General features: G+C 67.8%; 22 protein-coding genes. 7 read left to right on the forward strand and 15 right to left on the reverse strand.

Going from position 1 to position 26372, the window contains the following annotated elements; translation table 11 throughout:
* Positions 1–26 precede the first annotated feature (26 nt).
* The 5 genes from ACYX4P_RS07540 to ACYX4P_RS07560 all read right to left on the reverse strand — a co-directional run bounded on the left by ACYX4P_RS07540 (position 27) and on the right by ACYX4P_RS07560 (position 6911).
* Positions 27–2225 carry a GumC family protein gene (locus ACYX4P_RS07540; protein WP_248117331.1) on the reverse strand — a complete coding sequence of 733 codons (2199 nt, stop codon included), beginning with the start codon at positions 2223–2225 and terminating at the stop codon, positions 27–29.
* Between the two features lie 72 nt (positions 2226–2297).
* Positions 2298–3578, reverse strand: a complete 1281-nt coding sequence (locus ACYX4P_RS07545) for an outer membrane beta-barrel protein (protein ID WP_248117330.1) — start codon at positions 3576–3578, stop codon at positions 2298–2300.
* A gap of 11 nt (positions 3579–3589) precedes the next feature.
* Complete coding sequence (locus ACYX4P_RS07550) at positions 3590–4564, reverse strand: NAD-dependent epimerase/dehydratase family protein (protein WP_374321288.1); 975 nt, start codon at positions 4562–4564, stop codon at positions 3590–3592.
* Entirely contained in the window at positions 4564–5886 is a 1323-nt protein-coding gene (locus ACYX4P_RS07555; RefSeq protein ID WP_248117328.1) for a UDP-glucose dehydrogenase family protein, read from the reverse strand. Before ACYX4P_RS07555 ends, ACYX4P_RS07550 begins: the two co-directional genes overlap by 1 nt.
* Positions 5887–6119: 233 nt before the next feature.
* On the reverse strand, positions 6120–6911 hold the full coding sequence (locus ACYX4P_RS07560) for a PhoH family protein (protein ID WP_248118037.1): 792 nt from the start codon (positions 6909–6911) through the stop codon (positions 6120–6122).
* Between the two features lie 308 nt (positions 6912–7219).
* Here ACYX4P_RS07560 and ACYX4P_RS07565 point away from each other — a divergent pair, with 308 nt between their 5' ends.
* Positions 7220–7747, forward strand: coding sequence for a gamma carbonic anhydrase family protein (locus ACYX4P_RS07565; protein WP_248117326.1), 528 nt, complete (start codon positions 7220–7222; stop codon positions 7745–7747).
* A gap of 18 nt (positions 7748–7765) precedes the next feature.
* On the opposite strand, the gene ACYX4P_RS07570 is transcribed toward ACYX4P_RS07565, so the two are convergent.
* The 3 genes from ACYX4P_RS07570 to ACYX4P_RS07580 are packed head-to-tail and all read right to left on the reverse strand — an operon-like array spanning position 7766 to position 10065.
* A complete protein-coding gene (locus ACYX4P_RS07570; RefSeq protein ID WP_248117324.1) occupies positions 7766–8695 on the reverse strand; it encodes a bifunctional riboflavin kinase/FAD synthetase in 930 nt (309 codons plus the stop codon).
* On the reverse strand, positions 8695–9156 hold the full coding sequence (locus tag ACYX4P_RS07575) for a MaoC family dehydratase (protein ID WP_248117322.1): 462 nt from the start codon (positions 9154–9156) through the stop codon (positions 8695–8697). The genes ACYX4P_RS07570 and ACYX4P_RS07575 overlap by 1 nt, the downstream gene beginning before the upstream one ends.
* 39 nt (positions 9157–9195) lie before the next feature.
* Entirely contained in the window at positions 9196–10065 is an 870-nt protein-coding gene (locus ACYX4P_RS07580) for a TIGR01459 family HAD-type hydrolase (RefSeq protein WP_248117320.1), read from the reverse strand.
* Between the two features lie 220 nt (positions 10066–10285).
* Between ACYX4P_RS07580 and ACYX4P_RS07585 the strand changes: the two genes are divergently transcribed.
* The 4 genes from ACYX4P_RS07585 to ACYX4P_RS07600 are packed head-to-tail and all read left to right on the forward strand — an operon-like array spanning position 10286 to position 13170.
* On the forward strand, positions 10286–11539 hold the full coding sequence (locus ACYX4P_RS07585) for a cation:proton antiporter domain-containing protein (protein ID WP_248117317.1): 1254 nt from the start codon (positions 10286–10288) through the stop codon (positions 11537–11539).
* 40 nt (positions 11540–11579) lie between these two features.
* A complete protein-coding gene (locus ACYX4P_RS07590; RefSeq protein WP_248117315.1) occupies positions 11580–11792 on the forward strand; it encodes a DUF2093 domain-containing protein in 213 nt (70 codons plus the stop codon).
* Complete coding sequence (locus ACYX4P_RS07595; RefSeq protein ID WP_248117313.1) at positions 11789–12652, forward strand: M23 family metallopeptidase; 864 nt, start codon at positions 11789–11791, stop codon at positions 12650–12652. The genes ACYX4P_RS07590 and ACYX4P_RS07595 overlap by 4 nt, the downstream gene beginning before the upstream one ends.
* 11 nt (positions 12653–12663) lie before the next feature.
* Positions 12664–13170, forward strand: a complete 507-nt coding sequence (locus tag ACYX4P_RS07600) for a response regulator (RefSeq protein WP_248117311.1) — start codon at positions 12664–12666, stop codon at positions 13168–13170.
* Here ACYX4P_RS07600 and ACYX4P_RS07605 read toward each other — a convergent pair.
* Together ACYX4P_RS07605 and ACYX4P_RS07610 are read right to left on the reverse strand one after the other, a co-directional pair.
* A complete protein-coding gene (locus tag ACYX4P_RS07605; protein ID WP_248117309.1) occupies positions 13137–14063 on the reverse strand; it encodes a lysophospholipid acyltransferase family protein in 927 nt (308 codons plus the stop codon). The two genes, ACYX4P_RS07600 and ACYX4P_RS07605, sit on opposite strands and share 34 nt — an antisense overlap.
* Positions 14053–14835, reverse strand: a complete 783-nt coding sequence (locus tag ACYX4P_RS07610) for an SDR family NAD(P)-dependent oxidoreductase (protein ID WP_248117307.1) — start codon at positions 14833–14835, stop codon at positions 14053–14055. Before ACYX4P_RS07610 ends, ACYX4P_RS07605 begins: the two co-directional genes overlap by 11 nt.
* Positions 14836–14945: 110 nt before the next feature.
* On the opposite strand from ACYX4P_RS07610, the gene tipF reads away from it, so the two are divergent.
* Positions 14946–16220 (forward strand): flagella assembly cyclic-di-GMP phosphodiesterase TipF, encoded by a 1275-nt coding sequence (gene tipF / locus ACYX4P_RS07615; RefSeq protein ID WP_248117305.1) that lies wholly within the window; start codon positions 14946–14948, stop codon positions 16218–16220.
* Positions 16221–16418: 198 nt separating this feature from the next.
* Here the strand turns inward: tipF and ileS are convergent, their stop codons facing one another.
* Entirely contained in the window at positions 16419–19337 is a 2919-nt protein-coding gene (gene ileS / locus ACYX4P_RS07620; RefSeq protein ID WP_248117302.1) for an isoleucine--tRNA ligase, read from the reverse strand.
* 316 nt (positions 19338–19653) lie between these two features.
* Here ileS and ACYX4P_RS07625 point away from each other — a divergent pair, with 316 nt between their 5' ends.
* Entirely contained in the window at positions 19654–20562 is a 909-nt protein-coding gene (locus tag ACYX4P_RS07625) for a hypothetical protein (RefSeq protein WP_248117300.1), read from the forward strand.
* A gap of 135 nt (positions 20563–20697) precedes the next feature.
* On the opposite strand, the gene ACYX4P_RS07630 is transcribed toward ACYX4P_RS07625, so the two are convergent.
* The 4 genes from ACYX4P_RS07630 to hfaA form a co-directional block, all read right to left on the reverse strand.
* Entirely contained in the window at positions 20698–23577 is a 2880-nt protein-coding gene (locus tag ACYX4P_RS07630; RefSeq protein ID WP_248117298.1) for a M16 family metallopeptidase, read from the reverse strand.
* A gap of 109 nt (positions 23578–23686) precedes the next feature.
* Entirely contained in the window at positions 23687–24946 is a 1260-nt protein-coding gene (gene hfaD / locus ACYX4P_RS07635; RefSeq protein ID WP_248117296.1) for a holdfast anchor protein HfaD, read from the reverse strand.
* Positions 24873–25889 (reverse strand): holdfast anchoring protein HfaB, encoded by a 1017-nt coding sequence (gene hfaB / locus ACYX4P_RS07640; protein WP_248117294.1) that lies wholly within the window; start codon positions 25887–25889, stop codon positions 24873–24875. The genes hfaD and hfaB overlap by 74 nt, the downstream gene beginning before the upstream one ends.
* Entirely contained in the window at positions 25886–26326 is a 441-nt protein-coding gene (hfaA, locus tag ACYX4P_RS07645; protein ID WP_248117292.1) for a holdfast anchoring protein HfaA, read from the reverse strand. The genes hfaB and hfaA overlap by 4 nt, the downstream gene beginning before the upstream one ends.
* Positions 26327–26372: the final 46 nt, after the last annotated feature.

A 26372-nucleotide genomic window follows, 5' to 3' on the forward strand; every position in this document is an offset into this window, starting at 1 on the left:
ACCGCCGCCCCTGTCAACGCCGCGCCTCAGGCGGCGTAGTATTTGCGATAGGGGTCGTGGGGATAGAGGCCATAACCTTGGCCTTGGCGGGCCTGGGCGCGAGCGTCGACCTGGGTCAGGCAGACGCCCAGCAGACGCGCGCCGACGGGGTGAAGCAGGCGGGCGGCCGAGGCGACGGCGCGGGCTGGCGTGCGTCGCCAGCGCGCCAACAACAAGACGGCGTCGGCCTTGGCGGCTAAAATGCGGGCGTCGGTCAGGACCAGCATGGGAGCGGTGTCGATCAGGATCAAGTCGAAGGCCTGACGAAGCTCGGCCAGCAGGGCGTCCATCGCAGGTGTCGCGAAGGCGTCGTCGGCCGCCAGTCCCAAGGCAGCCATCGGCAACACCTGCAGGCCGGTCGCGGGATCCAGCACCACGAGATTGCGCCAGGCGGCGGCGCCATGCAGCACCTCGGCCAGACCGGCCGGGGGATTCAGGCCCAGCATACGCGTGGCGCCGCGTCGACGCGGGTCGCCGTCGATCAGCAGGACGCGCCCGCCCGACCGCGCCGCGACCCGTCCCAGACACAGGGCGGCGGTCGTCTTGCCTTCGCCAGGCAGGGCGGAGGTGATGGCCACGATCCGCGCGCCGGGCGTCGCCATAGGGACGACGGCTGAAGGCATGGGCGACAGGCTGGCCCGAAGGGCGCGAACGGCTTCGGCGAAGACCGAGGTCGGGCGCTGGACAACCAGATCGATGGGGTTAATGTCGTGCTCGTCCCCGGCGGCGACCGTGGCGGCCAGGGGCAGGGCGCCCAGCGGCGCCAGGCCCAGCCGCCGCTCCACGTCCTGAGGCGTGGACAAGCCTTGCTGCAGGGCTTTTGCGGCCAGGACGGCGACGACGCCGGCGCCCAGGCCCAGCACGACCGCCAGGGCCAGGCTGATCGTCAGGTTGGGCGCGCTGGGCGCCGTGGGCGGGGTCGCGCGCGAGACGATGCGGGCGTCGGCCTGTTCAACGCCAGTCTGGGCCCCGGTCTCGCGGTAACGGTCCAGGAAGGCGCGGTAGATGGCGCGCGCCGCCTCGGCCTCGCCCTCCAGTTCGCGCAGGCGGACGGAGGCGGCGTTGTTGTCGGCTAAAGCGCCGCGCGCGATCTCCAGGCTGGACTGTACCGAGGCGGTCCGTTGGCGCGCCACCTGGGCCTGGGCGTCCAGGTTGGAGACGACGCGGCGGATTTCGGCCTGGATCTGGACGTCGATGTCGGCCAGTTCGCTGCGGGCGCGAACCATGTCTGGATGCAGCGGGCCATAGCGGACCGACAGGTCGGCGACGCGCGTGCTGATGGCGGCGCGCTGGCCGCGCAGGTTCTGCACCACGGGCGAGGTCAGCGCCTCAGCCACGTCGTCGCCGTTCGACCCGGCCGCCATCTGGGAACGGGCGGTGCGAAGGCGGGCGTCCTGCTCGGCTTGATGGGCGCGGGCGGCGGCCAGTTGCTGATTATAGACCGAGATTTCCTGTTCGGTCAGGGTCGCGCCCTGGGCGCTGAGCAGGCCGTGGGCGATGCGGTAGGCCGAGACGGCGGCGTCGGCCGCCTCGACCTGACCGCGCAAATCCTCCAACCGGTCGCCAAGGAAGGCGTTGGCCTGGGCGTTGGCGTCGAACTTGGCGGTCAGTTGAGCGCGCAGATAGTGATCGACAAAGGCGTTGGCGATACGGGCGGCCTTGGCCGGCTCGTCGGCAGTGAAGCCAACCGCCATGGAATAGGTCAGACCGACTCGACGCACGGTCAGACGGCGGCTTGCGGCCTCGATCACCCGCTGGCGAGTAACGGCAGGGTCAGGCGCAGGCGACGCGCGGCCGGTCAGGCGCGCCAGCAGCGTGGGGCGAAGGGCGGGGTTCAAGGCGGGGTCGCCGGTCAGGTTCAGGTCGTCCACGACGGCGGCGGCCAGTTGCGGTGAGCGCAGCACCTCGACCTCGGTGTCCACGACGGCGGCCTCGGCGTCCAGGGCGGACAGGACGGCGGGGCCAGCGACCACCTGAGCCTTGCGGGTGTTGATCTGGAGACTGGCGACGGCGGTGTAGGCAGGCGGGCGGCCGAGCATAACGGCCAGGACGATCAGGGCGACCAGGGCGGTGGCGGCGGCGAACAGGCCCGCGCGGCGGCGAAAGCCCGCGATCCAGGCGTCGATGTCGATCTCGTCTGTTGCGGCGCGGTCGGCGGAAGCCGGCGATGGGTCGGTCAAGGTCATCGCGCCGCCAAACGGGGATCGTCCGCCGAAGTGGTGCGTTGTCGCGTGCAGGTTGTCAATGTTCTCCGGGCGTTAGAAGCGCGCCACCGCCGCCAGAATCAACCACAAGGCGCGATAGCGAGGACCGGGCGCGGCGCCGACCGACGCCTGGTCGATCCAGTTCAGATCGGCGGTGAGGCCCTGTCGGCGGTTCAGGCGATAGTCGGCGGTCAGGCCGGCGCTGAACCGTCGGTCGGTCCGGTCGCGACCGATGTAGGCGTCCTCGACATGCGCCGTCCGCCCCGACAGGATCAGGTTGCGCAGAAGTTCGTGATCGACGCTAAAACACAGGTCGGTGCGCCGGGCGCCGGCCGCGCCGACCACTCCCGTATCGGCGACCGCGCGTTCGGCCGCTACGGAGACGGTGGTCAGGGCGGTGGGGAACCAGCTCACGCGCCCACGGCCGCCCAAGCCGTCCAGGTCGGCGAATCTCGGGTCGTCGAAGGTCTGGCGCCGATGGCCCAGCGCGATGTCGCCGCGTATCAAGCCGCCCAGTTCGAAATCCACGCCTGTCAGGGTCTCCCGCCCGGTCGAGGTTCGGTCGGGCCGGCTGGGGACGCGGCGATAGTCGCGGTCGTCGGCGGCGACCTGCAGATAGACCGCCGTCGCCGGCGACAGGGCGTAGGCCGCGCGTCCAGTCAGGGTCAGGGTCGTGCGGTCGCGGTCGTCCTGCTTGACCAGGGCGCCGGCCGCGTCGGCGCCGTCGTCGTAGTCGCGACGCTGCACCTCGGCGCTGGCGTCGAGGCGCAGCCGGCCGCGTGTCCGCCGGCCCGCCAGCCGGGCCGAAACGCCGTCGAAGGCGACAGGGCGCACGGTCAGGGGGTCGGTCCCGACGGCGGTCCGGGCCTCATGCCCATGCTCCAGATCAAGGGCCAGGGTCAGGTGGGCGCCCTGCGCTATGTCCAGACGGCCGGCCCCGCCCAGTCGCCAGTCGGTGGCGCTCTCGCGCGAGACGTTCAGGTTCCGGTCGAAATCGAGCCGGACATACCCTTGGATCTGATGACGGCCCCAGTCGGAGCGGGCCGTGACGTCGGGCGTCAGGCGCAGGGTTGTGGCGGCGCGGGGGGCGGTCGGGGCGGCGAAGACATTGTCGTCGAACACGGCCGCCGACTGGAGACGCGGCCAGAGGGTGAAGCCCCCGACTTTCAGGCCCACGGCGTCATAGGCCGGCTGGGGCCGGTCGCGCACAGCCTGGCCGCGCTGGCGAAAGAACGGATCGGCTACGGGCGTCTCGACGGCGGTCTGGGCGCCGGCCTGATCCGCAGCGAACAGGCCCAAGGACGCGGCGACGGCGGGAGGAACAGCGCGTCGCATCACCGCGCGCGTCAGCCGTTCTGATACTGCCGCCACCAGGCCACGAACTTCTCCAGCCCGTTCTTGAGGGGCACCTGGGGCCGGTAGCCGCACAGGGCGTTCAGCTTGGAGACGTCGGCATAGGTGGCGGTGACGTCGCCGGGCTGCATTGGACGCATGACCTTCTTGGCCTCGACGCCCAGGGCGGTCTCCAGGGTCGAGATCATCTCCATCAGGCCGACCGGCTGGCTGTCGCCGATATTGTAAATCTCATGGCGGCCGGAGGCTGGCGGGCGGTCCAGCACGCCGACGATCCCGTCCACGATGTCGTCGATATAGGTGAAGTCGCGCGCCATCCGCCCTTCGCCATAGACCTCAATGGGGTCGCCGCGCACGATCTTCTGGGTGAAGCCGAAATAGGCCATGTCCGGCCGACCCCACGGCCCATAGACGGTGAAGAAGCGCAGGCCCGACTGAGGAAAGCCGTAAAGCTTGGCGTAGCTTTGGCTCATCAACTCGCACGAGCGTTTGGTCGCGGCGTAAAGCGACACCGGATGGACGGTCGGATCGTCCTCTCGAAAGCCCGAACCCTCCAGGGGGCGGTCGCCATAGACCGAACTGGACGAGGCATAGACCAGATGGGTCACGCCGCCGTGGCGCGCGGCCTCCAGCATCGACAGATGGCCGGCCAGGTTGGACCGCTCATAGGCGAAGGGGTTCTCCAGCGAATATCGCACCCCCGCCTGGGCGGCCAGATGCACGATCCGCCGCACGCCCTCATCGGCGACCAGGGCCCGCATCCGCTCGTGTTCGGCGATGTCGGCGCGCACCATGCGAAAGCCGTCGCGCCCTTCAAGTCGCGCCGCGCGGGCCGCCTTCAGGCGCGGGTCGTAGTAGTCGTTGAAGACATCGACGCCGATCACCCGTTCGCCCCGATCCAGCAGGCGTTCGGCGACGTGCATGCCGATGAAGCCGGCCGCGCCGGTGACCAGGATCGGCGACCCCATCAGCCGCGCCCGACGCCCATGTAGCGGAAGCCCCGGCTCTTCATGTCGTCAGGCCGATAGATGTTGCGCAGATCGACCAGCACCGGCTGTTTCATCAAAAGCTTGATCCGGTCCAGGTCCAGGGCGCGGAACTGGTCCCATTCGGTGACCAGCACCACGGCGTCGGCGCCGACCACGGCGTCATAGGCGTTATCCTTCATCTCCACGCCGGGCAGCAGCTTGGCGGCCTCGTGCATCCCCTCGGGATCGAAGGCCTGGACATGGGCGCCGGCCGCGATCAGGGCGGGGGCGATGTCCAGCGAAGGGGCGTCGCGCATGTCGTCGGTGTTCGGCTTGAACGTCAGGCCCAGCAGGGCGACGGTCTTGCCCGCCACGCTGTCGCCCAGGGTGGTTTCGACACGGCCGGCCATGGCCTTCTTGCGGGCGTCATTGACCTCGACCGTCGCCTCGATCAGCCGGGTCGGGGCGCCATAGTGCTGGGCGGTGCGGACCAGGGCGATGGTGTCCTTGGGGAAGCAGGAGCCGCCATAGCCAGGGCCGGCGTGCAGAAATTTGGAGCCGATCCGCTTGTCCAGGCCAATGCCGCGCGCAACCTGCTGCACGTCCGCGCCGACGGCCTCGCACAGGTCCGCCATCTCGTTGATGAAGGTGATCTTCATCGCCAGGAAGGCGTTGGCGGCGTATTTGATCAGTTCGGACGTGCGACGGCCCACGAACAGCAGCGGGCTCTCGTTCAGGTTCAGCGGGCGATACAGTTCGCTCATGACCTTCTGGGCGCGCAGCCCCACCTCGCCCTCCATGTCATTGACGCCGATCACCACCCGGTCGGGGCGTTTGAAGTCGCCGATGGCGGCGCCCTCGCGCAGGAACTCGGGGTTGGAGACGACGGCGAAGTCGGCGTTCGGATTGGCCTTCCTGATGATGGCCTCGACCTCGTCGCCCGTGCCGACCGGAACGGTGGACTTGGTCACGACCACGGTGAAACCGTCGATCAGTCCGGCGATCTCCTCGGCCGCCGCATGGACGTAGGACAGGTCGGCATGGCCGTCGCCGCGGCGCGTCGGGGTGCCGACCGCGATGAAGACCGCATCGGCGGTGCGAATGGCTTCGGCCCCGTCCAGGGTGAAGAACAGCCGCCCTTCGCGCACGTTCGCGGCGACCAGATCGTCCAGACCCGGCTCGTAGATCGGGATCTCGCCCCGCTCCAGCCGGTCGATCTTGGACGGGTCCTTATCGATGCAGGTGACGACATGGCCGAAGTCGGCGAAACAGGCTCCGGACACCAGGCCCACATAACCCGTCCCAATCATCGCTACGCGCATCGACATCCCTCATCAGCGGCGACCGACCTTTAGCGGGTGAGCGCGGCGGGGGACAATGGGCGTTTGGCCCAAGTGGTCAGATCGTCTCTTGTCGTCATTCCGGGGCGTCCGCAGGACGAACCCGAAACCCAGGCGGCTCGCATCCAGCATCGAATGCATAGGGCGGCCGTGCGGCCCTGGGTTCCGGGTTCTTCGCTACGCTCAGCCTCGGAATGATGACCTAAGCCAGGGTTTCAGAGGACGCCGATCATGGAGGCGACCAGTGGGTGGCGCACGATGTCCTGCTCGGCCAGGCGCACCACGGCGATGTCGGGCACCGCCTCCAGACGCGCCGAGATGTCAGACAGACCCGATATGCCGGGCAACAGGTCCGACTGCTGCGGATCTCCTGTCACCACCATGGTCGAATGCCAGCCCAGGCGGGTCAGCAGCATCTTCAACTGGACGTAGGTGCAGTTCTGGGCCTCGTCCACGACAATGAAGGCGTTGTTCAAGGTGCGGCCGCGCATGTATCCCACCGGCGCGATCTCGATCAGGCCCTCAGCCATTAGGGCCTTGACCCGCTTCATCGACAGCCGATCCGATAGGGCGTCGTAGAGGGGGCGCAGATAGGGGGCCAGCTTGTCCTCCATGTCGCCGGGCAGGAAGCCGATGGACTCGCCGGCCTCCACGGCCGGACGCGACAGGACGATGCGCCCGACCTTGCCGGCCTCCAGCGCCTCAACCGCCTTGGCGACGGCTAAGTAGGTCTTGCCCGTACCTGCCGGCCCCAGGGCCATGACCAGATTGTGGTGGTCGATGGCCGCCATCAGCTCACCCTGGCCTTCGGACTTGGGCTTCAGCGTCTTGAGATAGGCCTGGTCGCGGTCGTCGTTGGAGGGATAGGGCGACCAGCCTGCACGCGCATTGTTGGGCGCATGGAGCCGGCGAACCTTCGACTCTTCGATGAAGTCACGCGAATCCAGGATGCCGTTTTCACGGGACTGACGCTTCGTAGCCGCACGCTTGGTCATGGACGCCTCCAGGGCATGAAAAAAGGCGGACCCGAACGGGCGCCGCCTTGGACGGTCTTGGGGAGGAGAGAATCGCGGCCCACACAGCAGCCGCCCGGATCGACAGCAGGGCCGTCCGCAACGGGATCAACCCGCCGCCGAACAACCGAACCCGGATCCCAACGCGCCACGCGAAAGCCCCGACAACTGACCGGACCGGGCTTGATCCGGCTTCGGATACGGGAGCGAATAGACGCGCCCGAATCACATCAACAGAATGATGCTATCGTGGTTAGCGTTCCGTTAAAGCCCTCATTTTTCAAAGATTAGGTGGTGTTCTGATGACTGTTTACGCATTGGGCGACAGCAAGCCTCAGCTTCCGCCGGAGGGCGAATACTGGGTGGCGCCAAGCGCATCGGTGATAGGGGATGTGATTCTGCATGCGAACGCCAGCGTCTGGTTCGGCGCCACCCTGCGCGGGGACACCGATCCCATCACAGTGGGGCCCGACAGCAATATTCAGGACGGCAGCGTGCTTCACGCCGACTTCGGCTCGCCGCTGACGATCGGGCGCGGGGTGACGGTGGGCCACAACGCCATGCTGCACGGCTGCGAAGTGGGGGACTACAGCCTGATCGGCATCGGTGCGGTTGTGCTGAACGGGGCGAAGATCGGCCGCAACTGCGTCATCGGCGCCAACGCCCTTATCACCGAGGGCAAGGTCATCCCTGACAACAGCCTAGTCATGGGCCAGCCCGGCAAGGTGGTGCGCGAACGCGACCCCGACCATATCGCCGTGCTGAAGATGTCGGCCGATCACTATGTGCAGAACTGGAAGCGGTTTGCGGCGGAGCTGCGTCCTATGTAACGCCGCGATGAGGGGATGTCAGGAGGACAGAATGACCCGCGCCGCCGCCGCATCGGCGTCGATCTGGGTCTTCAGGGCGTCCAGGCCGTCGAAGGTCTCCTCGCCGCGCAGCCAGACGATCAGCTGGGTATCCAGCGTCTGCCCGTAGAGGTCGCCATCGAAGTCGAACAGCCAGACCTCCAGCAGCGGCGTCTCCAGCGCATACATGGGCCGCACGCCCAGGCTGGCCACACCATCAACCACGCGCCCGTCCGCCAGCCGGCTGCGCGTCGCATAGACGCCGTAGGCGGGCCGCATATAGTCGCCCAGCGGCACATTGGCGGTCGGCACGCCGATGGTGCGGCCGCGCTTGTCGCCGTGGATCACCTCGCCCTGGATCGCGAAGGGGCGGCCCAGGATGACGGCGGCGCGGGCCATGTCCCCAGCCTTCAGCGCCTCGCGCACGGCGCTGGACGACAGTTTCAGACCATCGGCGTCGTCCAGGCGCGGCGCCGTCGAAACGTTGAAGCCGAGCCGCTCGCCATAGGCGCGCAAAGCCTCGGGCGAGCCCGACCGTCCCTTGCCAAAGGTGAAGTCGAAACCGACGGCGGCATGGCGGATGCCCAGGCCTTGGGCCAGCACCCGCTCGGCGAACTCGGCGTCGCTCATGCCCGCCATCTCGGCGTCGAAGGGCAGCAGATACAGGGTGTCCACGCCGAGCGGCGCCAGGGCCTGGGCCATCTGGTCGGCGGTCATCAGGCGAAAGGGCGCGGCGTCCTTCTGGAACCAGCGGCGGGGATGGGGATCGAAGCTGACGACGCCCAGCGGCGCGCCCAGCCGGTCGGCCGCCGCCTTCGCATCGGCGATCACGGCCTGGTGGCCCCGATGCACCCCGTCGAAAGCTCCCACGGCGACGGCGGCGCCCTTTGCGGCGTCCGGGAGGTCGCGCCAGTCGCGAACGACCTGCATCAGCGCTGGGACGGTTTGCGCCGGCGAGGAACGCGGACCACCGCGACGCCGTCCATGATCATGGTCTCGCCCACGAAGCCCTCGCAGCTGAGCTTGACCCGCGCGCTTTCGGCCTCGACCTCGATCACCGTGATGACAATCCGCACGATGTCGTCGATCCGCACCGGTTGGTGGAAGGCCAGGGTCTGGGAGATGTAGATCGAGCCGGCGCCCGGCAGGATGGTGCCCACCACCGCCGAACCGAACGAGGCGCTGAGCAGGCCATGGGCGATCCGGCCGCGATAGGCGGTCTTGGAGGCGAAGGCCTCGTCCAGATGCACCGGGTTGAAATCGTCGGACGCCTCGGCGAACAGGCGGATACGATCCTCCGTCGCCACGACGATTTTCTCGGCCGCCATGCCGACGTGAAGTTCGTCCAGGATGTAACCACCGGACGGATGCTGCTGAACCAATTCGACCATGATTGTGGCTTTAGCCGCCGTGCGACAAAATGGCGAGCCTTACCAAGCCAGTTCCAGCGCCGCGTAGCGCGCATAGGCGGTTTCCGCCTTCAGCAGGGCGCCGGCGCGGGCGGGGTCCAGCGATCCGTCGTCGCCCTTGGCCTGATCGCCGTGGATGCCCTGGGCGATGAACAGGCAGTCCAAGCCTTGCGCGTTGGCGCCCATGACGTCGGTCACGACACCGTCGCCGATGCACAGCACGCGCGAGCGGTCGACCGGGCGGCCCAGCAGGGATTCCGCCTCCTTGATCGCCAGGTCGTAGATGGGGGCGAAGGGCTTGCCGGCCATCACCACGCGCCCGCCCTGCGAGGCGTAGAGATCGGCCAGCGCCCCGCCGCAATAGATCAGCTGGTCGCCGCGCTGCACCACCCGATCCGGGTTGGCGCAGATCAGTTCGATGTCGCGCCCGGCGCCCACGGCGAACCGCGCGCGATAGTCTTCGGGCGTCTCTGTCGTGTCGTCGACCGGGCCGGTGACGGAGATAAAGGCGGCGTCCTCCGGCGAGGCGGCCCGCTCCAGCCCAAGGCCGGCGTAAAGGGGGGCGTCGCGTTCGGGGCCGACGATCCAGGCCGGCCCGGGCGCGCGCTTGGCCAGTTCCGCCCGCGTCGCGTCGCCCGAGGTGACGAAGGCCTTCCAGCTTTCACGCGGCACCCCCAGCCCGTCCAGCTGCGCGATAACGTCCGAGGCCGGGCGCGGCGAGTTGGAGATCAGCACCACATGGCCGCCCTCGCGATTGAACCGGGCCAGGGCCTCGCATGGCGCTTTCCAGCTTTCGCGGCCGTTATGGATCACGCCCCACACGTCGCAGAGCAGAATGTCATAGTCGCCGGCGACGGCGCCGAAATGGGGCAGGGCGTGGGGGAGGGTCATGAGGGGTGAGTAGCCGCTAGGACGCAGGCGCGAAAGCCTCCTCCCCCATGAAATGGTGCGGAGACGACACCCCGCCGCTCGGCCCAGCTCTCCATCCCCTTCGCAGCGAAAGCGCGAGGGCGACGCCGCGCGACACTGCGTCATCTTGTCAAACGCGCCCTCGCGCCCCAACTGCAAAGCCTAATCCAAAACCGAGACCCCGCCCGCGACAGGAGCCCTGATGCCGCATGCCGACAGCCTGATTCTCACCCTGGTCGGGGGCTTCGTCCTGGCCTTCGTGTTCGGCATGTTGGCGCATCGGCTCAGACTGTCGCCTCTGGTGGGGTATCTGGTCGCGGGCATCGTGGTCGGTCCCTATACGGCGGGGTTCGTCGCCGACACCGAACTGGCGCCGCAATTGGCCGAGATCGGCGTCATTCTGCTGATGTTCGGCGTCGGGCTGCATTTCTCGCCCAAGGATCTGATGCAGGTGCGCGAGGTCGCCATCCCCGGCGCCCTGGTCCAGATCGCGGCGGCAACCGGCCTTGGCTGGGGGTTGGGGCGGTTCGTGCTGGGGCTGGGCGACGTCGAGGCCCTGTTGATGGGCTTCGCCTTGTCGGTCGCCTCCACCGTGGTCCTGCTGCGGGCGCTGGAAGAGCGCAAACAGGTCAAGGGCGAAATCGGCCGCATCGCCGTGGGTTGGCTGATCGTCGAGGACCTGGTCATCGTCATCGCTCTGGTCATGCTGCCTATGATCCTGGCGCCCGCGGGCGCCCAAGCGAACCTGGCGGCCCTGGGAACGAACGTCGGCCTGACGCTGGTGAAGGTCGTGCTGTTCGTCGTCGGGATGTTGGTGGTGGGCGGCAAGGTCATTCCCTGGCTTCTGATCCGCATCGCCCACACCAAGTCGCGCGAACTGTTCACCTTGGGCGTACTGGCCATCGCGCTGGGCATCGCTTGGCTGGCCTATTTCCTGTTCCACTCTTTCGCGCTCGGCGCCTTCCTGGCGGGATTGGTGATGAACGCCTCGCCCCTGGGACACAATGCGGCCGAGCGGTCGCTGCCGCTGCGCGACGCCTTCGCCGTTCTGTTCTTCGTGTCGGTGGGGATGCTGTTCGACCCGATGATCCTGGTGCGCCAGCCTTGGGCGGTGCTGGGCGTCCTGGGCATCGTCATCGTGGGCAAGTCGGTCGCCGCCCTGGTCATCGCCAAGGCGTTCAAGCTGGATCGGCCGACGGGCCTGACCGTCGCGGCCTCCCTGGCCCAGATCGGCGAATTCTCCTTCATTCTGGCGGCGCTGGGCGTGTCGCTGGGGGCCATGAGCCGCGAAACCCACGACTTGATCCTGGCCGCCGCCCTGCTGTCGATCTCGTTGAATCCCTTCGTCTTCCTGTTCACGGACCGGATGGGTGGACGCCCCAAGCCCCCGCCGCCCGGCGCGACAAGGCCCGCCGCCGCGGACGGGCCGATTACGGATGCGGTCACTTCGGCCTGAGGCTCTTTTCGTCCGGGCGGGCCGGGGGTATCGTCGGGCCATGGACATGACCGCTGCAGACCAGGCCGTTCTTCACTATGGCGACGGCGAGTTCGCGGTGCTGAAGCCGGGCCGGTTCGTGCGCTGCGCGGTGACGGACCGGCCGATCCCGCTGGAGATTCTGCGCTACTGGAGCCCTTCGCGCCAGCAGCCCTATTACGGCCCCGCCGAGTTCATCGCCGCCCAGATCGCCGTTCAGTCGGCGGCGAAATGATCGCCACGCGCCGCGCCGTTCTGGCCGGAGCCGGGGCCGGGCTGATCGCCGGCCCGCTGAGGGCGCAGGACCGAAACGCCATGCCGTTGGCGCTGAACGGGGCCTGGCGCCAGGGCGGCTATGCGCTGGGCCGCACCGCGCCGGGCGCCCTGGTCTTCGTGGACGGCGAGGCCCTGACCACCGCCTCGGCGGCCGGTCTGTTCGTGATCGGCTTCGACCGCGACGCCGGCCCCGGCGCACGGATCGAGGTCCGGTCGGCCGACGGCGCCCGCTCAGCCCGGCGCGCGCTGGACATCGCGCCCTACGCGTTTCCCTCGACCCGCGTGAACGGCCTGCCGCCCTCGACCGTCGAGCCCAGCGACCCGGCCCTCTTGGTCCGCATCCAGCGCGAGATCGCGCTGAAGACCGAGGGCTTCGCCAGCCGCATCGACGCCGACGACTTCAAGGACGGCTTCGTCTGGCCGCTGGACAGCTACCGCGTCTCCAGCGCCTGGGGCGCCCAGCGCATCCTGAACGGCACGCCCGCCCGCCCGCACTACGGCATCGACCTGGCGGCGCCGCAGGGCAGCGTGATCCGCGCCCCCGCCGACGGCCGCATCGCCTTTGTCCGCCCTGACATGCATTTCGAGGGCGGCCTGACCCTGATGGACCACGGCCAGGGGCTGATCACCTGCTATCTGCACCAGTCGCGGCTGGACGTGCAGCAGGGCCAGCGCGTGCGGCGCGGCGATCCTCTGGGCCGCGTCGGCATGACCGGTCGCGCGACAGGGCCGCATCTGTGCTGGCGCATGAAATGGCGCGACCGCAATCTGGACCCATCGCTGATGGTGGGCGCCCAGGCGCCGAAAACGCTCGCCTGACAAGGGGCCGGATGTCTTCCCTGAAATCGCTGAACGTCCTGCTGGTGGACGACAATCAGAACATGCGAGCCATCGCCGCCGCCGTCCTGCACTCGGCCGACATCCGCAGCGTCAAGGAGGCGGAGGAGGGGACGGCGGCCTTCGATCTGTTGCGTCGCCACCCGATCGACCTGGCCATCGTGGACTTCAACATGTTCCCGCTGGACGGGGTCGCGTTCACCCGCCTGGTCCGCACCAGTCCCGACAGCCCCAACGTCTATCTGCCGATCATCATGATGACCGGCCATTCCGAGCGCGCCCGGGTCTATGAGGCGCGCGACGCCGGCGTGAACGAGTTCATCGTCAAGCCGATCACCGCCAAGGCCATGCTGGACCGGATCAACGCCGTCATCCTGCGGCCGCGCGCCTTCATAAAGGCCGAGGGCTATGTCGGCCCATGCCGTCGCCGCCGGGACCCGCCGGACTACGAAGGGCCGTTCCGCCGCTATACCGACGCTGGGCGATCCAGCGCCGCATAGACCTCGTCCGGCCAGCGCTTGTGGACCCAGAACCAGTCCACCGGATGCTCGCGCACCCGATCCTCGACGAAGCGGTTGGCGGCCTGGACTCCAGCCAGGACGTCGGCGGCCTTGTCCTCGCTGTGGTTGACGGAGATTGGCTCGTGCGCCGTGACCCGGAACCGGGCATTGGGCAGGCGCACCACCGAAAGGGGCTGCATCACCGTGTCGAAGCGCGCCGCCAGCCGCGCCGCGCCGGGCGAGGCGTTCACTGGCTGGCCGAAGAACTGCACCTCCGGCCCCTGATTGTATTTTTGGTCGACCAGCAGGGCGATGGAGTCGCCCCGCTTCATTCCCGCCATCAGATCGCGTGTCCCGTCGCCCTTGGGTGCGAACAGGCGGATGCCGTACCGTTCCCGGCTCTTGCGGATCAGAGCGTCGACATAAGGGTTGTTGGCGGCCCGGTAAGTGACCTGGCAGGGCACGCCCGCCGCCATGATGACCGCCGCCATCACTTCGAAATTGGCCAGGTGGCCCGAGATCAGCACCGCCGGCTTGCCGCTGTCGCGCAAAGCGTGCAGCCGCTCCAGCCCAACCACCTCCACGCGGCCGCCCTCGGGGGTCAACTGGTCCATCACCGCCAGTTCCGCGAAGGTGCGTCCGGTCTGGTCCCATTGGGCCAGGGCCAAGGCGTTGCGCTCGGCCTCATCCATGTCGGGAAAGGCGATGCGCAGATTGCGGATCACCGTCTTCTGCGTGCCCGTCAGGGGCCCCAGGGTGCGCAACAGCCAGCCGCCCAGGCCAGACGCCCGCTCCACGCCCAGCAGCCGCAGAAAGCCGAACAGCGCCTGAAAGCCGAAGGCTTCCAGACGCCATGCGAAATCCTGTCGCCAATCGCTACTCTTACCAGGCAATCGTCAATCCACCGTCCACCACAAGGGTCTGTCCGGTCACATAGGCCGACGCAGGGCTGCACAGATAGACCGCCGTGCCGGCGATTTCATCCGGTTGGCCGATCCTTTTCAGCGGGGCGGGTTCGGTGACCGTCTTCAGCAACTCCGGATTCTCCCACAGATATTTGGCGAAGTCGGTCTGCACCAGGCCCGGCGCGATGCAGTTGACCCGCACGTTCGACGGCCCCCACTCCACCGCCAGATTGCGCACCAACTGCATGTCCGCCGCCTTGGAGATGTTGTAGGCGCCGATCAGGGCGTTGCCGCGCAGGCCCCCGATGGACGAGATCACCAGGATCGCCCCGTCCTTGCGCTCCACCATCTGCGGCGCGACCATCTGGATCAGCCAGTGGTTGGAGATGACATTGTTCTGAAGAATCTTCTCGAACTGGTCGTCGGCGATGCCCGCCATCGGACCGGCGTAGGGATTGGTTGCGGCGTTGCAGACAAGGATGTCGATCTTGCCGAACGCGCTGTTCGTCTCGTCCACCAGGCGCTGGAGGTCTTCCTTGGAGGCGATGTTGGCGGGAACAGCAATGGCGCGCGGTTCATCGGCTTTGGCGCCGTATTTGCCGTTGATCTCGCCGGCGACCTCTTCGCACGGCCCCGCCTTGCGCGAGGAAATGACGACCTTGGCGCCGTGTTCGGCGAGCCGTTCGGCGATGGCCTTGCCGATTCCGCGCGAAGAGCCGGTGATGATGGCGACCTTGCCGGTCAGATCGAACAGTTCCATTGCGTTTCCCGTATGTTTCTGCGGGGATATTTATCGTCCCGCTCTAGCCGAATGACATTGATAGCCTGATACTCAGGCGATTCCATCCGGGAGTGGCCGACCGCCAGCCGATGCGCAACGTAACCACGGGCTTTCTGTATTTCGCCTATCTGTTCCTCGGCATGACCGTGGGCGCCTTCCTGTGGCGCGCCGGTCTGGGGATCGGCGCGGGCGTGGCCGGGACGCTGGGCGCCTTGGGTCTGCTGGGCGCCTTCCACGGCATCGTCACAGGCATCGCCGACCGCCGCGCCCTTAAGAAGGAGATCGCCCAGGTCCGCGAGGCGCACCGCCTGCTGGCCGATGCGATGGAATCGACCCAGGGCGCCCTGACCGAACTGGCCCACGCCATCGAGAGCGGCGTCCTGTCCGACACCGACGCCTTGACCGGCGAGGTGCGGATGCTGGAATCCTTGGTTCAGCAGATGAGCGTGAGCATCGACGAACGCCTGTCGGCCGCGCCACACATCGGCGTCGAGACCTTCGAGGGCCGCCGCCAGGCTCAGTCCACCGTCCTGTTGCGCACCATCCACGAGGCGCTCAGCGAAGGCCGTGTGGACCTGTATCTGCAGCCGGTCGTCTCCCTGCCGCAGCGCCGGACCATCTTCTACGAGAGCTTCACCCGACTGCGCGACGCCACGGACCGGGTGATGATGCCGGCGGAATATCTGTCCTTGGCCGAGGGCGAGGGGCTGGTGCCCGCCATCGACAATCTGCTGCTGTTCCGCTGCGCCCAGATCGTGCGACGGCTGGCGCGCCAGGACCGCAAGGTCGGCGTCTTCTGCAACGTGGCCCTGACCTCCCTGGGCGACGAGACCTTCTTCCCTCAGTTCCTCGACTTCCTGTCCGAGAACCGCGACCTGAACCAGGCCCTGATCTTCGAACTGGGTCAGGCCACCTTCGACGCGCGCGGCGCGGTCGAGGCGCGCAACATGGCCAAGTTGGCCGACCTGGGCTTCCGCTTCTCGCTGGACAAGGTGCAGACGCTGGACCTGGACTTCGCCGACCTGCAACGCTCGGACGTCAAGTTCATCAAGGTCGCGGCCGACCTGATGATCGAACAACTGCTTGACCTGGACGGCGGTGCGCCCTTGCGCTCCATGCCCGACATCCAGGCCGCCGACTTCGCCGCCCTGACCCGCCGCTATGGCGTCGAGGTCATCGCCGAAAAGGTCGAGAACGAACGCCAGGTCGTCGACATCCTCGAACTGGATGTGGCGATGGGCCAGGGCCACCTGTTCGGCGAACCCCGCGCCATCAAGGAACAGGTCCTGGCCGAAACGGACCCCCCGGCCGAGTTCCTGCGCTCCACCCTGCGCAGCGCCGAACAGCGTCGGCGTTTCAGCTAAAACAGTTCGTCTCCTCCCCACCCCGTGGGGAGGTGGCGCGGCGCCCTTCGCGCCGTGACGGAGGGGCTCTTCAACCATCACACGCGGCTGGGAGACTTCAAGAGCCCCTTCACCGCGTAGCCTGCCCTCGGGCTCGCCTTTGGCGGGACCCGGGGGTGGTCCCCCTCCCCACGCTGTGGGGAGGAGACATTTTTGCCATCAAGCGTGCGTCTGGTCCCAATACCGCACGGCATCGGCGTCGCGGGCCGACAGGTCCGGGTAGGCCGGGTCGGAGCCGACGTCGGGGACGCGCCGCCAGGAGCGGGCGCATTTGGGGTGGTCGGCCGGGTTGACCGCCACCGTGATCGATTCACCACTCTCGACCAGGTCGGCGCCCGAGGTGCGGAAGATTTCGGCCGCGTCCAGACCCTCGAAAGGCGCGAAGGCCGAGGCGGGGCCGGTGACGGTGGGCCAGGCGTCCAGGGCGCCGCCGATCAGCTTCTCGCGGCGGGCCGCTTCCAGCGATTCATTGACCACTTCGAGGACGGTGTTGATCGCGGACCAACGCTCGGCCTCGGCCGGGTTGCTCCATGCGGCCGGAGTGTCGGGGATGACGCGGGCGCAGTTCGTGCCGGCGTCGGGGAAGCGCGTGGTCCAGGCCTCTTCCATGGTGAAGGGCGTCAGGGGGGCCAGCCAGGCGGTCAGGCGGGCGAAGACTTCGTCCATCACGGTGCGGGCGGCGCGACGGCGGATGCTGTCGGGACGGTCGCAGTAGAGGGCGTCCTTCCTGATGTCGAAATACAGGGCCGACAGGTCGTTGGAGCAGAACTCCAGCACCGGACGCACCACATCCTGGAAGCGGTATTCGGCGTAGGCCCGACGCACATGGGCGTCCAGTTCGTGCAGGCGGTGAAGGATGAACGTCTCCAGCGGCGGGAACTGGTCGTAGTCGGTCAGGCGCTCGGCCTCGTCGAACCCGGCCAGGGCGCCCAGCAGATAACGGACGGTGTTGCGCAGCTTGCGATAGGCGTCGACCGTGGTCTGCAGGATCTGTTTGCCGATCCGCTGGTCCTCGGAATAGTCGACCAGGGCCACCCACAGACGCAGGATATCGGCGCCGGATTCCTTGATGACCACCAGCGGATCGGTGGTGTTGCCCCTGGATTTCGACTGTTTCTCGCCGTTCTCGTCCAGGGTGAAGCCGTGCGTCAGGACCGCCTTGAACGGGGCGCGGCCGCGTGTGCCGCAGCCCTCCAGCAGCGACGACTGGAACCAGCCGCGATGCTGGTCCGAGCCTTCCAGATAGAGGTCGGCGGGCCAATGGGCCGGACGGTCGCCGACATAGCCGTTTTCGGGCAGGCGCGGGTCCAGGGTGAAGGCGTGGGTCGAGCCGGAATCGAACCAGACGTCCAGGATGTCTTCGATCTTCTCGTAGCGGGCCGGGTCGTGGGCGCCCAGGAAGTCGCTGTCGGGCGCGGTGAACCAGATGTCGGCGCCGTGTTCGGCGATGGCGGCGACGATGCGGGCGTCGACCTCGGCGTCATGCAGGGGCTGGCCCGTCTGCTTGTCCATATACATGGCCAGCGGCGTGCCCCAGGCGCGCTGGCGGCTGACCAGCCAGTCGGGGCGGCCCTCGACCATCGAGCGGATGCGGTTCTTGCCCGACGCGGGGTGGAAGGCGGTGTCGTCGATGGCCTGAAGCGCGGTTTCGCGCAGGGTGTCGCCCGATTTCAGTGGCTCGTCCATTCGGATGAACCACTGGGGGGTGTTGCGGAAGATGATCGGGGCCTTTGAACGCCACGAGTGCGGATAGGAATGCTCCATCCGACCACGCGCCAACAGGTTGCCCGCCTCGATCAGCTTTTCCATCACCGCGCCGTTGGCGGAGCCGAACTTGCCGGTCTTCTTGCCTTCGGTTTCCAGGACTTTCAGCCCCGCGAACAGGGGGACGTGCGCGTAATAGGCGCCGTCGGGATCGACGGTGTCGGGCACCTCGTGATGGCCGTGGGCCTTCCACACCTCGAAGTCGTCGGCGCCGTGGCCCGGCGCGGTGTGGACGAAGCCGGTGCCCGCATCGTCGGTGACGTGATCGCCGGCCAGCAGCGGCACGGAGAAGCCATAGCCGCTGTCCAGCGCGGCCAGCGGATGAGCGGTTTCGAGGCCCGACGGATTGATGTCGTAGACGCGGGTCCAGGTGGCGATCTTGGCGGCCTTGAACACGTCCTCGGCCAGTTTGTCGGCGAGGATCAGACGGTCGCCGGGCTTGGCCCAGGGCGCGAACTCAAGACCCTCTTCCATCGCCGTGACCTCGTACAGGCCATAGGCGATCTCTGGGCCGTATGAGATGGCGCGGTTGGCCGGGATGGTCCAGGGCGTGGTCGTCCAGATGACGATGGACGGGGTGCTGGAACGGAAGGCCAAGAGGTCGTCGGGGTGATCGTCCGACATGGCCGTGACCGGGAACTTGACCCAGATCGTGGGGCTGACGTGGTCGTGGTATTCGATTTCGGCGTCGGCAAGCGCCGTGCGCTCCACCGGCGACCACATGACGGGCTTGGAGCCGCGATACAGCTGGCCCGAGTTCTTGAACTTGTGGAACTCGGCGACGATGGCCGCCTCGGACTTGAAGTCCATGGTGGCGTAACGGTTGGCGAAGTCGCCGGTGACGCCCAGGCGTTTGAACTGGTCGCGCTGCAGGTCGATGTATTTGCCGGCGTAGTCGCGGCAGGCGCGGCGGAACTCGTCCTTGGACACCTCGTCCTTGCGGCGGCCCTTGGCGCGGAACTGTTCCTCGATCTTCCACTCGATCGGCAGGCCGTGGCAGTCCCAGCCGGGGACGTAGTCGACATCATAGCCCAGCAGGAACCGGCTGCGGACGACAAAATCCTTGAGCGTCTTATTCAGCGCATGGCCGATGTGGATGTCGCCGTTGGCATAGGGGGGGCCGTCGTGCAGCACGTACAGAGGCGCATTCTGCTTCTGACGTTCGGCGCGCAGGGTTCCATAGAGGTCGCCCCACTGCTCAAGGATCAGCGGCTCCTTCTGGGGCAGGCCGCCGCGCATGGGGAAGGGCGTCTCGGGTAGGAAGACGGTGTCGCGATAATCGCGAGCGGAGGTTTCGGTGGGGGCGTCGGCCATGGGTCGTCTCGGCGTCTAGGTTGTCGTTCGCTGGTCTGTTCGCCCTGTCGCGCGTCGCGCGCCTTGAAGGGCTGTCGATCCCGGCGTGCACGGGGCCAGATGGCCCGGAAGCGCTACGCCGGGCGGCTAATCGAAATCAGGCGAAGAAGGACGCGGACGGTCATTGTGAGGGCGGTCTAGCAGACCGATGCGGCATTGCGCCATCCCGAAGCGTCGCCGCCATCAACGGAAACGAAAGGCTTTTGCCGTTTTGTGACGGCAAGGATCGGCCGAAATCCAATTCGGCCGAGGCAATGATCGTCTGGGAGTCCCGCCGATGCGGCTGCGGATCACGAAATGGATGCTGGGCCTGGCGGCCGGTCTGGCCGTGTCGGCCGGCGCCGGCGCGGCCCTGGCGCAATGCGGGTCGGGGTGCGAGCCGCCGCCCTGCACCTCATGCGAACCTCCCCCTCCGCCCGAGCCCCCCTGCGGCGGCGGCGGCGGCGGCGGCTGCGTTCCCGGCGGCAACCAGTGGAACAACAACGTCAACACCAACGTCAATGTGAACGTGAACCTCGGCGCGAACGCCAATGCGAACGCTGGGGCCAACGCCAATGGTTACGCCAACGCCGGCGCGCGGTCTTATCTGAACGCGCGGGCCGGCGGGTTCTCGGGCAGCTACGGCGGTGGGGGCGGCGCGGCCTACATCAGCGTGGACCAGCCCTATCCAACCACGATCCAGGGTCTGGCGGTCGAGGGCATGGTCGCCCAGACGGTGCGCACCCCCTACAGCGCCTTTCGCAGCATGATGAAGCGCGTCGTCATCCAGGCCGTCTGCATCGACGACCGCCAGGTGCCGCACCCTGCGTCCCAGGTGCGGCCGGACCGCGAGATCGCCGACGGGTTCGAAGGCGAAATCTATCGCTGCCTGGCGGGCACCTGGCTGCAGGCGACGCTGGCGGACTATGAGGGGAATGTGAACTTCGACCACGGCACGACCCTGACCTGCCGCAAGCACGAGGCCCTGTGGTTCGGAAACGGCGGCAAGCTGGAGTGCCGTCCCGAGAAGCCTGAGCGGGACTGCAACGAGCGTTCGCTGCTGCGTCGCTACGGCGCCGGGATCAAGATCCTGACGATGTATCGCGAAGAGGAATACACCGAGTACCGCGAGGAACAGGTGGAGAGCGCAACCGTCCTGACCGGCGCCATCACCCTGGACGGCGGCGTCGGCGGCCGGGTGTTCTGAACGGCGGGTTGACGATCCCGTTCAGCCGCCGCTCAGGCGACGGATGAAAGGATCGAATGTGCCGGCTCTCCGTCGACGATCCTGAAACGACTGGCCCCGGCCCGCAGGATGCGAGCCGGGGCCTTTTTGTTTGATCTATTGAGCGCCCTGGGCCGTGACGGCGGCGCGCCAGGCGGCGTCGGGCTTCAGATACTGGCGCGCCAGGGCCTGAAGATCGGCGGCGGTGACGGCTTCCAGGGTCGAGAGCTGGTTGCGCGTCTGGTCCAGGCCCGCCGGATCGGACTGGGCCTGGGACAGTTGGGTCAGCCAATAGCCGTTGTCGGCCATGTTGCGACGGATGCGCTCGACCGCCGGGCGACGGGCGCGGTTCAGCTCGTCCTCGCTGACAGGATCGTCTCGCAGATCGGCGGCGATGGCGTCCACCGTCTCGAACAGCTTGGGCAGGGCCGCCGGCGGTGTTTCGGCGGTCACGGCGATGAAGCCATAGCCGGGGAAGACGTTTGACGAGGTGGAGCCGGCGCTGGGCGAATAGGCCAGTCCCTGTTTCTCGCGGATTTCGTCGTTCAGGCGCAGTTGAAGCACGTCGGACAGGATCGACAGCTGACGCGCGGTCTTGCGGTCGTGGACCTGGTCGGTGGTCGGCCAGGCGACGAAGCCCAGCGCCTGTTCCGCCGGGCCGGTGTGGTGCAGTTGGACCGGCGCGGTCGTGGGGGCGGGGAACTTGCGCTGAGCAGACCCGGCGGACGGGGCGGGAGCGGCGCTGCGCGCGGGCAGGGCGCCAAAGGTGGCGCCGACGGCGGCGATGACCGCGTCGATGTCCACGTCTCCGACGACGGTGATCTCCACCGGACCCTGGGCCAGCGCCGAACGGACTCCGTTTCTCACGTCGTCGATCTGGATGGCGGCCACCTGATCGGCGGTCGGAGTGGTTTCGCGCACATCGCCGCCGGCCAAGAGGCCCGAGGCGTCACGCTGGAACACGCCGCGAGGGGTGGCGCCCAGTTGCGCGAGAATCTGCGGGAACAGGGCCTTGGTCTGTTCAAACGGCGCGGCGCGCAGACCCGGATCGGTCAGATAGGCGGCCAGGACCTGAAGCTCCAGCTGCAGGTCGGCGGGCTTGGTCGCGCCGGAGAAGACATAGGCGTCGGTCGCCTGATTGACCGAGGCGCTGTAGGTGCGGCCGCTGAGGACGCGGTTCATCTCGTCCAGGCTGAGCTTGCCCAGGCCGCCGGCTGTCAGGATGGTGCTGGCCATCGACAGGGGCGACAGCTGGTCGGCGGGCAGGCCCAGTTCGCCCAGGCCCGTGCGGGCGCTGACCAGGACTTGATCGGTGCGGAAGTCGGTCTTCTTGATGTTCAGCAGCGTGCCGTTCGGGAAGCGGACCAGGGTGGCGCCCAGGTCGGCCACCTCGCTGCGGGCGGACGGCTGCGCCGGGACGCCGAAGCTGTCATAGGGCCACTTCAGTTCCGCCTCGGCGGCGCGGGCCTGGACCGGGGTGTTGCGCGACGCCTCCAAGGCGGCGGTGACGGCGGCCTCGCCGCCCTCGACCGGGACCGGAGAGCTGAACAGGACCAGCGGACCCTGGCCTTCGAACACTGCGCGGGCGGCTTGGTCGACCTGGGCGACGGTCAGGCCGTCGACGGCCTTGTTGAACAGGTCCAGATTGGTCTGGGGCGCGCTGAAGACCTGATCGTCGTTCACTGCGCTGAGCAGGGCGGAGGCCAGGGTCGGGGTGGAGCGGGTGGCGGCCGAGGCGACCGCGTTCTGAAGCGCGGTGCGGGTGTTGACGATTTCGCGCTGAAGCTCGGCCTCGGTCACGCCGTACTGGACCAGACGGCGGCTTTCCTGCTCGACCGTCTCCAGCGCGCGCTTCCAGCCGCCGGGATTGAAGGCGACCGACAGGGTGCCGGCGTCCAGACTGTCGAACAGCGACTGATAGCCAGCGCCGGCGCCGATGAAGGGCGGATTGTCCGCGCGGGCGATCTCGCCCAGGCGACGGTTCAGCACGGCCAGACCCAGGCCGCGACGGATGTCGGCTTCACGCTCGGCCACCGTGTCCGCGTTCAGGTCGGGGGCCTTGATCCAGTTGATCTGGATGGAGGATTGGATGCCGGGTTCGACGATGATGCTGGTCTGGGGCTGGCGCGCGGCGACGGCGCCCAGGTCTGGCTCGGGGCCGTCCGGCGCCTTGGGCGTCCAGTCGGCGAAGGCGGCGCGCACCTTGGCCTCCATCGCATCCATTTCGAAATCGCCCACGGCGATGAAGGTCGCGCGCGAGGGGCGGTAGTAGGCGTCGTAGAAGTCGACGAACCGTTGGCGGGGGGCGGTGCGGATGATGTCCAGGTCGCCGATGGGAAGGCGCTGGGACAGGCGCTGGCCGGGCGCCAACAGGCCCAGCTGGGTCTTCAGCACCCGGAACTGCGGCGTGTCGCGGGTGCGCTCCTCGCCGACGATGACGCCGCGCTCGGAATCGATGGCGTCCGGCGCCATCAGGGCCGCCGACATCATCTCGCGCAGGATGTGCAGGCTCGGGTCGACAGTCTCGTCTTTGGTGTTCGGCAGCTCCAGCATATAGGCGGTCTGGTCGAAGCTGGTGAAGGCGTTGGTGTCGGCGCCGAAGGCCAGACCCAGCCGTTCCAGGATGCGCATCATCTCGTTCTCGGGCACGTCCTTGGTGCCGTTGAAGGCCATATGCTCCATGAAGTGGGCCAGACCCTTCTGGTCGTCGCGCTCCATCAGCGAGCCGGCGTCGATCCGCAGGCGGAACGACGCCTGACCGGGTGGCGTCGCATTCTTCAGCAGGGCGTAGCGCATCCCGTTCGGCAACAGGCCGTAGCGCACGGCGGGGTCGGCCGGAATGTCGCTGGCCGTCTGGGCCCAAGGCTTCGACGGCGCGACCTGGGCGGTCGAGGCGGCGACGGGCGCTGCGCTTTGTGCATTGGCGATGGAGACAAGGCCCGCCGACAGGGCCAGGCCGGAAGCCGCGACGAGCAGCAGGCGACGCGCAGAACGCATGGAATTTCTCCGAAACCGCAACCCCCGATGGCGCGGTGTCGGATGTGTAAAGCGAGCTTGCCTTTTCGGCAAGGTGTGCGGTCGAACCTTACAAGCTTGTCATCTTTGGTCAGCCGCCGGGGCGGCTGATGTAGAAGGTGGCGGTGTTGCCCACGGCGTTGGCGCCGACAGCGGCTGTGCGGCCAGAGGCGACTGTGGCGTTGGCGTTGGCGGTCACATTGCCGCTGTTGGTTTGACTATTAGTGATGTTGACGTCGCCGCCGCATCGCGAACAGGCGTAGCCCGTCACCGCATTGCCCACCGCATCGGCGCCGACATAGGCGTCATAGCCGTTAACGCCGACATAGGTGGCGGTCGCCTCGACCCCGCCGGTGTTCAACTGGGTGTTGTCCAGCTTCAGATAGATGTCGTTGTTGCCGGCGACGGTTTCGTTGGCCACGCTGCGGGCCGCAAGGACGGTTTGGCCCTGCAGATTGGTCTGAACGCGCGCGTCCGACCGCACCCGCCCGGCGTTGGACTGATCCACATTCGCCAGCATGGAGCCGCCGGCGTTGGTCATGATGGCTTGGTTCGCGCCGGCGTTGGCGCTGGCCGTCAAGTCCCAGGCGTTGTCGACATAGACGTCGGTGCGGGCCTCAACGGTTGAGGGCGCGTTGGACTGGCGCACGGCCAGATCCTGGTGCGAGGCGCCTGTGGTGTTGGTCTGGACGACATTGGCCGCCGATTGGGATGCAAAGACGGCGGGGGCCGGAATGTACTGCACATCCGCGACCGTCTCGGAAAAGACGGTGGTCTGGGCGCGCTGATCGACGACGCCGGTCAGGGACGAGGAGGGCCCACCCATGGCCACGGTGTTGGCGGTCGCGGCGCTGGAGGCGAAGCCGCCTTGCAACATACGGCCGGTGGGGGCGCGTACGACGGTCTGGGCGCGAACCTCGGCGCCCGTGGTCGACTGATCGGCGTCCACGGCGAAGGTGGCGCCATCTGTCGTGACGCCCAAATAGTTGCCGCGCGCCTGTGTGGTCACGCTGACCTGCCCGTCCGCTGCGCCGTTCAGACCGACAGTGCTGCCAGCCCGGGCCGAGCCGGTCATGGTCTGACGCGACGCCAAGCCGGCGGACGCAGCCGTCACACCGCCCGCGAGCGAATTGCCCTGGGCGCTGGTGGTGACGGTCAGCTGATCGACCGTCAGGTTCAGATCGACCTGGCCCGTGACGTCGCCGGACTGGGTCTGGCGGCTGAAACAGGCCTCCACCAGAGCGGGGTCGCAGGCCGGGGTCTGCTGTGCGCTCGCCTCAGTGGCGAGTGCGGCGAACGTCGCTGTCGCGGCCATCATGCCAGCGAGACGGATCGGCGCGGGTTTGGCCATTGTTCGTCTCCTGCGTGGGATAGGCCGGATAATAGCCGCCGGTCGGCCCGACGGTTGAACCGCCAAGGGGATCGTTGGCGGGGTTGAGGCAGATTTCGGGGCCGGGCGCCCCATAGAGGTTGGCCATGAACTCGACCGTGGCGCGTTCGACCAGGGCGCGGACGGCCAGCTGGACCGGCTCCATTCCGCCTGTCCCGGCCGAGATGTCGAAGACATTGCCGTTCAGGAAGTCGAACACCCCGGCCGAGATCTCGCGGCCGATGATCTGCTTCTGGTACGAAACGACGTCGACCACCTCCAGCGTGGTGGTTTGCACCAGGCGCAGGTCCATGGCGATGTTCATCACATAGACGCGATGGTTCAGCATGGTCGAGCCGGGACGGGCGGAATCCACCTCGCCCTGGCCGATATCGACGCCGCCGGAGCGGATGTTGTAATTGACCTCGGTAATGCCGCCGACCACGTAGAAGTCCGAGCCCGGCACCTGTCCGGCCAGGATGCGGCGGTACTGGGTGTCTTCCGGGCCCTGGGCGTCCGGCGTATTGTCGCCGATCAGCTTATTGTTGGCGTAACGCAGTTCAAGCTCGGAAACCGACGTGTCGTAGCGTTCGACGATGCGGGCGCCGGCCTTGGCCAAAGCCGAGTTGGCCATCAGGGAGGCGCCGCCGGTGATCTGGCGCCCGCCGTCCGAGGATACGGTGCCGGTGTAGTCGCTGATCCGACCCACGGCCATGCGCGGCGAGGGCAGGTTGTAGCGACGGGCGTAGTCCGCCAGGCAGTAGAGCGAGGCCGAATAGGGCGTCGGATTGGCCGTAACCGGCGCATTGCCGATAGGCGTGGCGTACTGGCCCGACGGCCCGGCGACCGGACTGACGCAGCCGGCCAATAGAAGCGCGACGGCCGAGGCGGCCGCACCGCCCTTTATGAGATGACGACGGCTCATGGCAGGTTGATGTTCCCGTTCAGGGCCGTGCCGGCGTTGACCGCGCCGGTGTTGGTCTGGTTCGAATTGACGATCACGGTGTTGCGGTTGCCCTGCACCACCACGTTCAGCTGGTTGCCGATGGCGGTAGATCCGCCGATGGCCGTACCGCCGTGGTTGGACGACCCCGCGCCCGCATAGGCCGAGGCGACCCCGCCCGACTGGCTGGAATAGGAAGAGGCGCCGGACTGGATTATGCCGTTGACGATCAGGCGATTGCCGTTGGCGTCGCGGGTCGAGCCGGTCGTGGCGTTGGTGGCCGCCGAACGGGCGCCGCCATAGCCTTGCTGAAAGCGCGATGCGCCGCCCGAACCGGTCGATTGCGCGACGGCGGGCACGCTGGCCAGGCCAGCCAGAGCCGTGACGGCGGTGGTTAGAAACAGCCTCTTGACGGCCACTGGTCGGTTCCTCGCGCAGACAGACGACGGACCCCCGTTCGGCGAT

This window comes from Brevundimonas sp. ABV4_179 (genome assembly GCF_056311945.1).

Coding starts and splice junctions, on each gene's coding strand:
- ileS (WP_248117302.1), bottom strand. CDS start 19,337: ATGGCCGACGCCCCCACCGAAACCTCCGCTCGCGATTATCGCGACACC.
- tipF (WP_248117305.1), top strand. CDS start 14,946: ATGCGCAACGTAACCACGGGCTTTCTGTATTTCGCCTATCTGTTCCTC.
- ACYX4P_RS07595 (WP_248117313.1), top strand. CDS start 11,789: ATGATCGCCACGCGCCGCGCCGTTCTGGCCGGAGCCGGGGCCGGGCTG.
- ACYX4P_RS07570 (WP_248117324.1), bottom strand. CDS start 8,695: ATGCAGGTCGTTCGCGACTGGCGCGACCTCCCGGACGCCGCAAAGGGC.
- ACYX4P_RS07540 (WP_248117331.1), bottom strand. CDS start 2,225: ATGACCTTGACCGACCCATCGCCGGCTTCCGCCGACCGCGCCGCAACA.
- ACYX4P_RS07630 (WP_248117298.1), bottom strand. CDS start 23,577: ATGCGTTCTGCGCGTCGCCTGCTGCTCGTCGCGGCTTCCGGCCTGGCC.
- ACYX4P_RS07590 (WP_248117315.1), top strand. CDS start 11,580: ATGGACATGACCGCTGCAGACCAGGCCGTTCTTCACTATGGCGACGGC.
- ACYX4P_RS07610 (WP_248117307.1), bottom strand. CDS start 14,835: ATGGAACTGTTCGATCTGACCGGCAAGGTCGCCATCATCACCGGCTCT.
- ACYX4P_RS07545 (WP_248117330.1), bottom strand. CDS start 3,578: ATGCGACGCGCTGTTCCTCCCGCCGTCGCCGCGTCCTTGGGCCTGTTC.
- ACYX4P_RS07585 (WP_248117317.1), top strand. CDS start 10,286: ATGCCGCATGCCGACAGCCTGATTCTCACCCTGGTCGGGGGCTTCGTC.
- ACYX4P_RS07575 (WP_248117322.1), bottom strand. CDS start 9,156: ATGGTCGAATTGGTTCAGCAGCATCCGTCCGGTGGTTACATCCTGGAC.
- hfaB (WP_248117294.1), bottom strand. CDS start 25,889: ATGAGCCGTCGTCATCTCATAAAGGGCGGTGCGGCCGCCTCGGCCGTC.
- ACYX4P_RS07580 (WP_248117320.1), bottom strand. CDS start 10,065: ATGACCCTCCCCCACGCCCTGCCCCATTTCGGCGCCGTCGCCGGCGAC.
- ACYX4P_RS07550 (WP_374321288.1), bottom strand. CDS start 4,564: ATGGGGTCGCCGATCCTGGTCACCGGCGCGGCCGGCTTCATCGGCATG.
- ACYX4P_RS07555 (WP_248117328.1), bottom strand. CDS start 5,886: ATGCGCGTAGCGATGATTGGGACGGGTTATGTGGGCCTGGTGTCCGGA.
- ACYX4P_RS07625 (WP_248117300.1), top strand. CDS start 19,654: ATGCGGCTGCGGATCACGAAATGGATGCTGGGCCTGGCGGCCGGTCTG.
- ACYX4P_RS07565 (WP_248117326.1), top strand. CDS start 7,220: ATGACTGTTTACGCATTGGGCGACAGCAAGCCTCAGCTTCCGCCGGAG.
- ACYX4P_RS07600 (WP_248117311.1), top strand. CDS start 12,664: ATGTCTTCCCTGAAATCGCTGAACGTCCTGCTGGTGGACGACAATCAG.
- hfaD (WP_248117296.1), bottom strand. CDS start 24,946: ATGGCCAAACCCGCGCCGATCCGTCTCGCTGGCATGATGGCCGCGACA.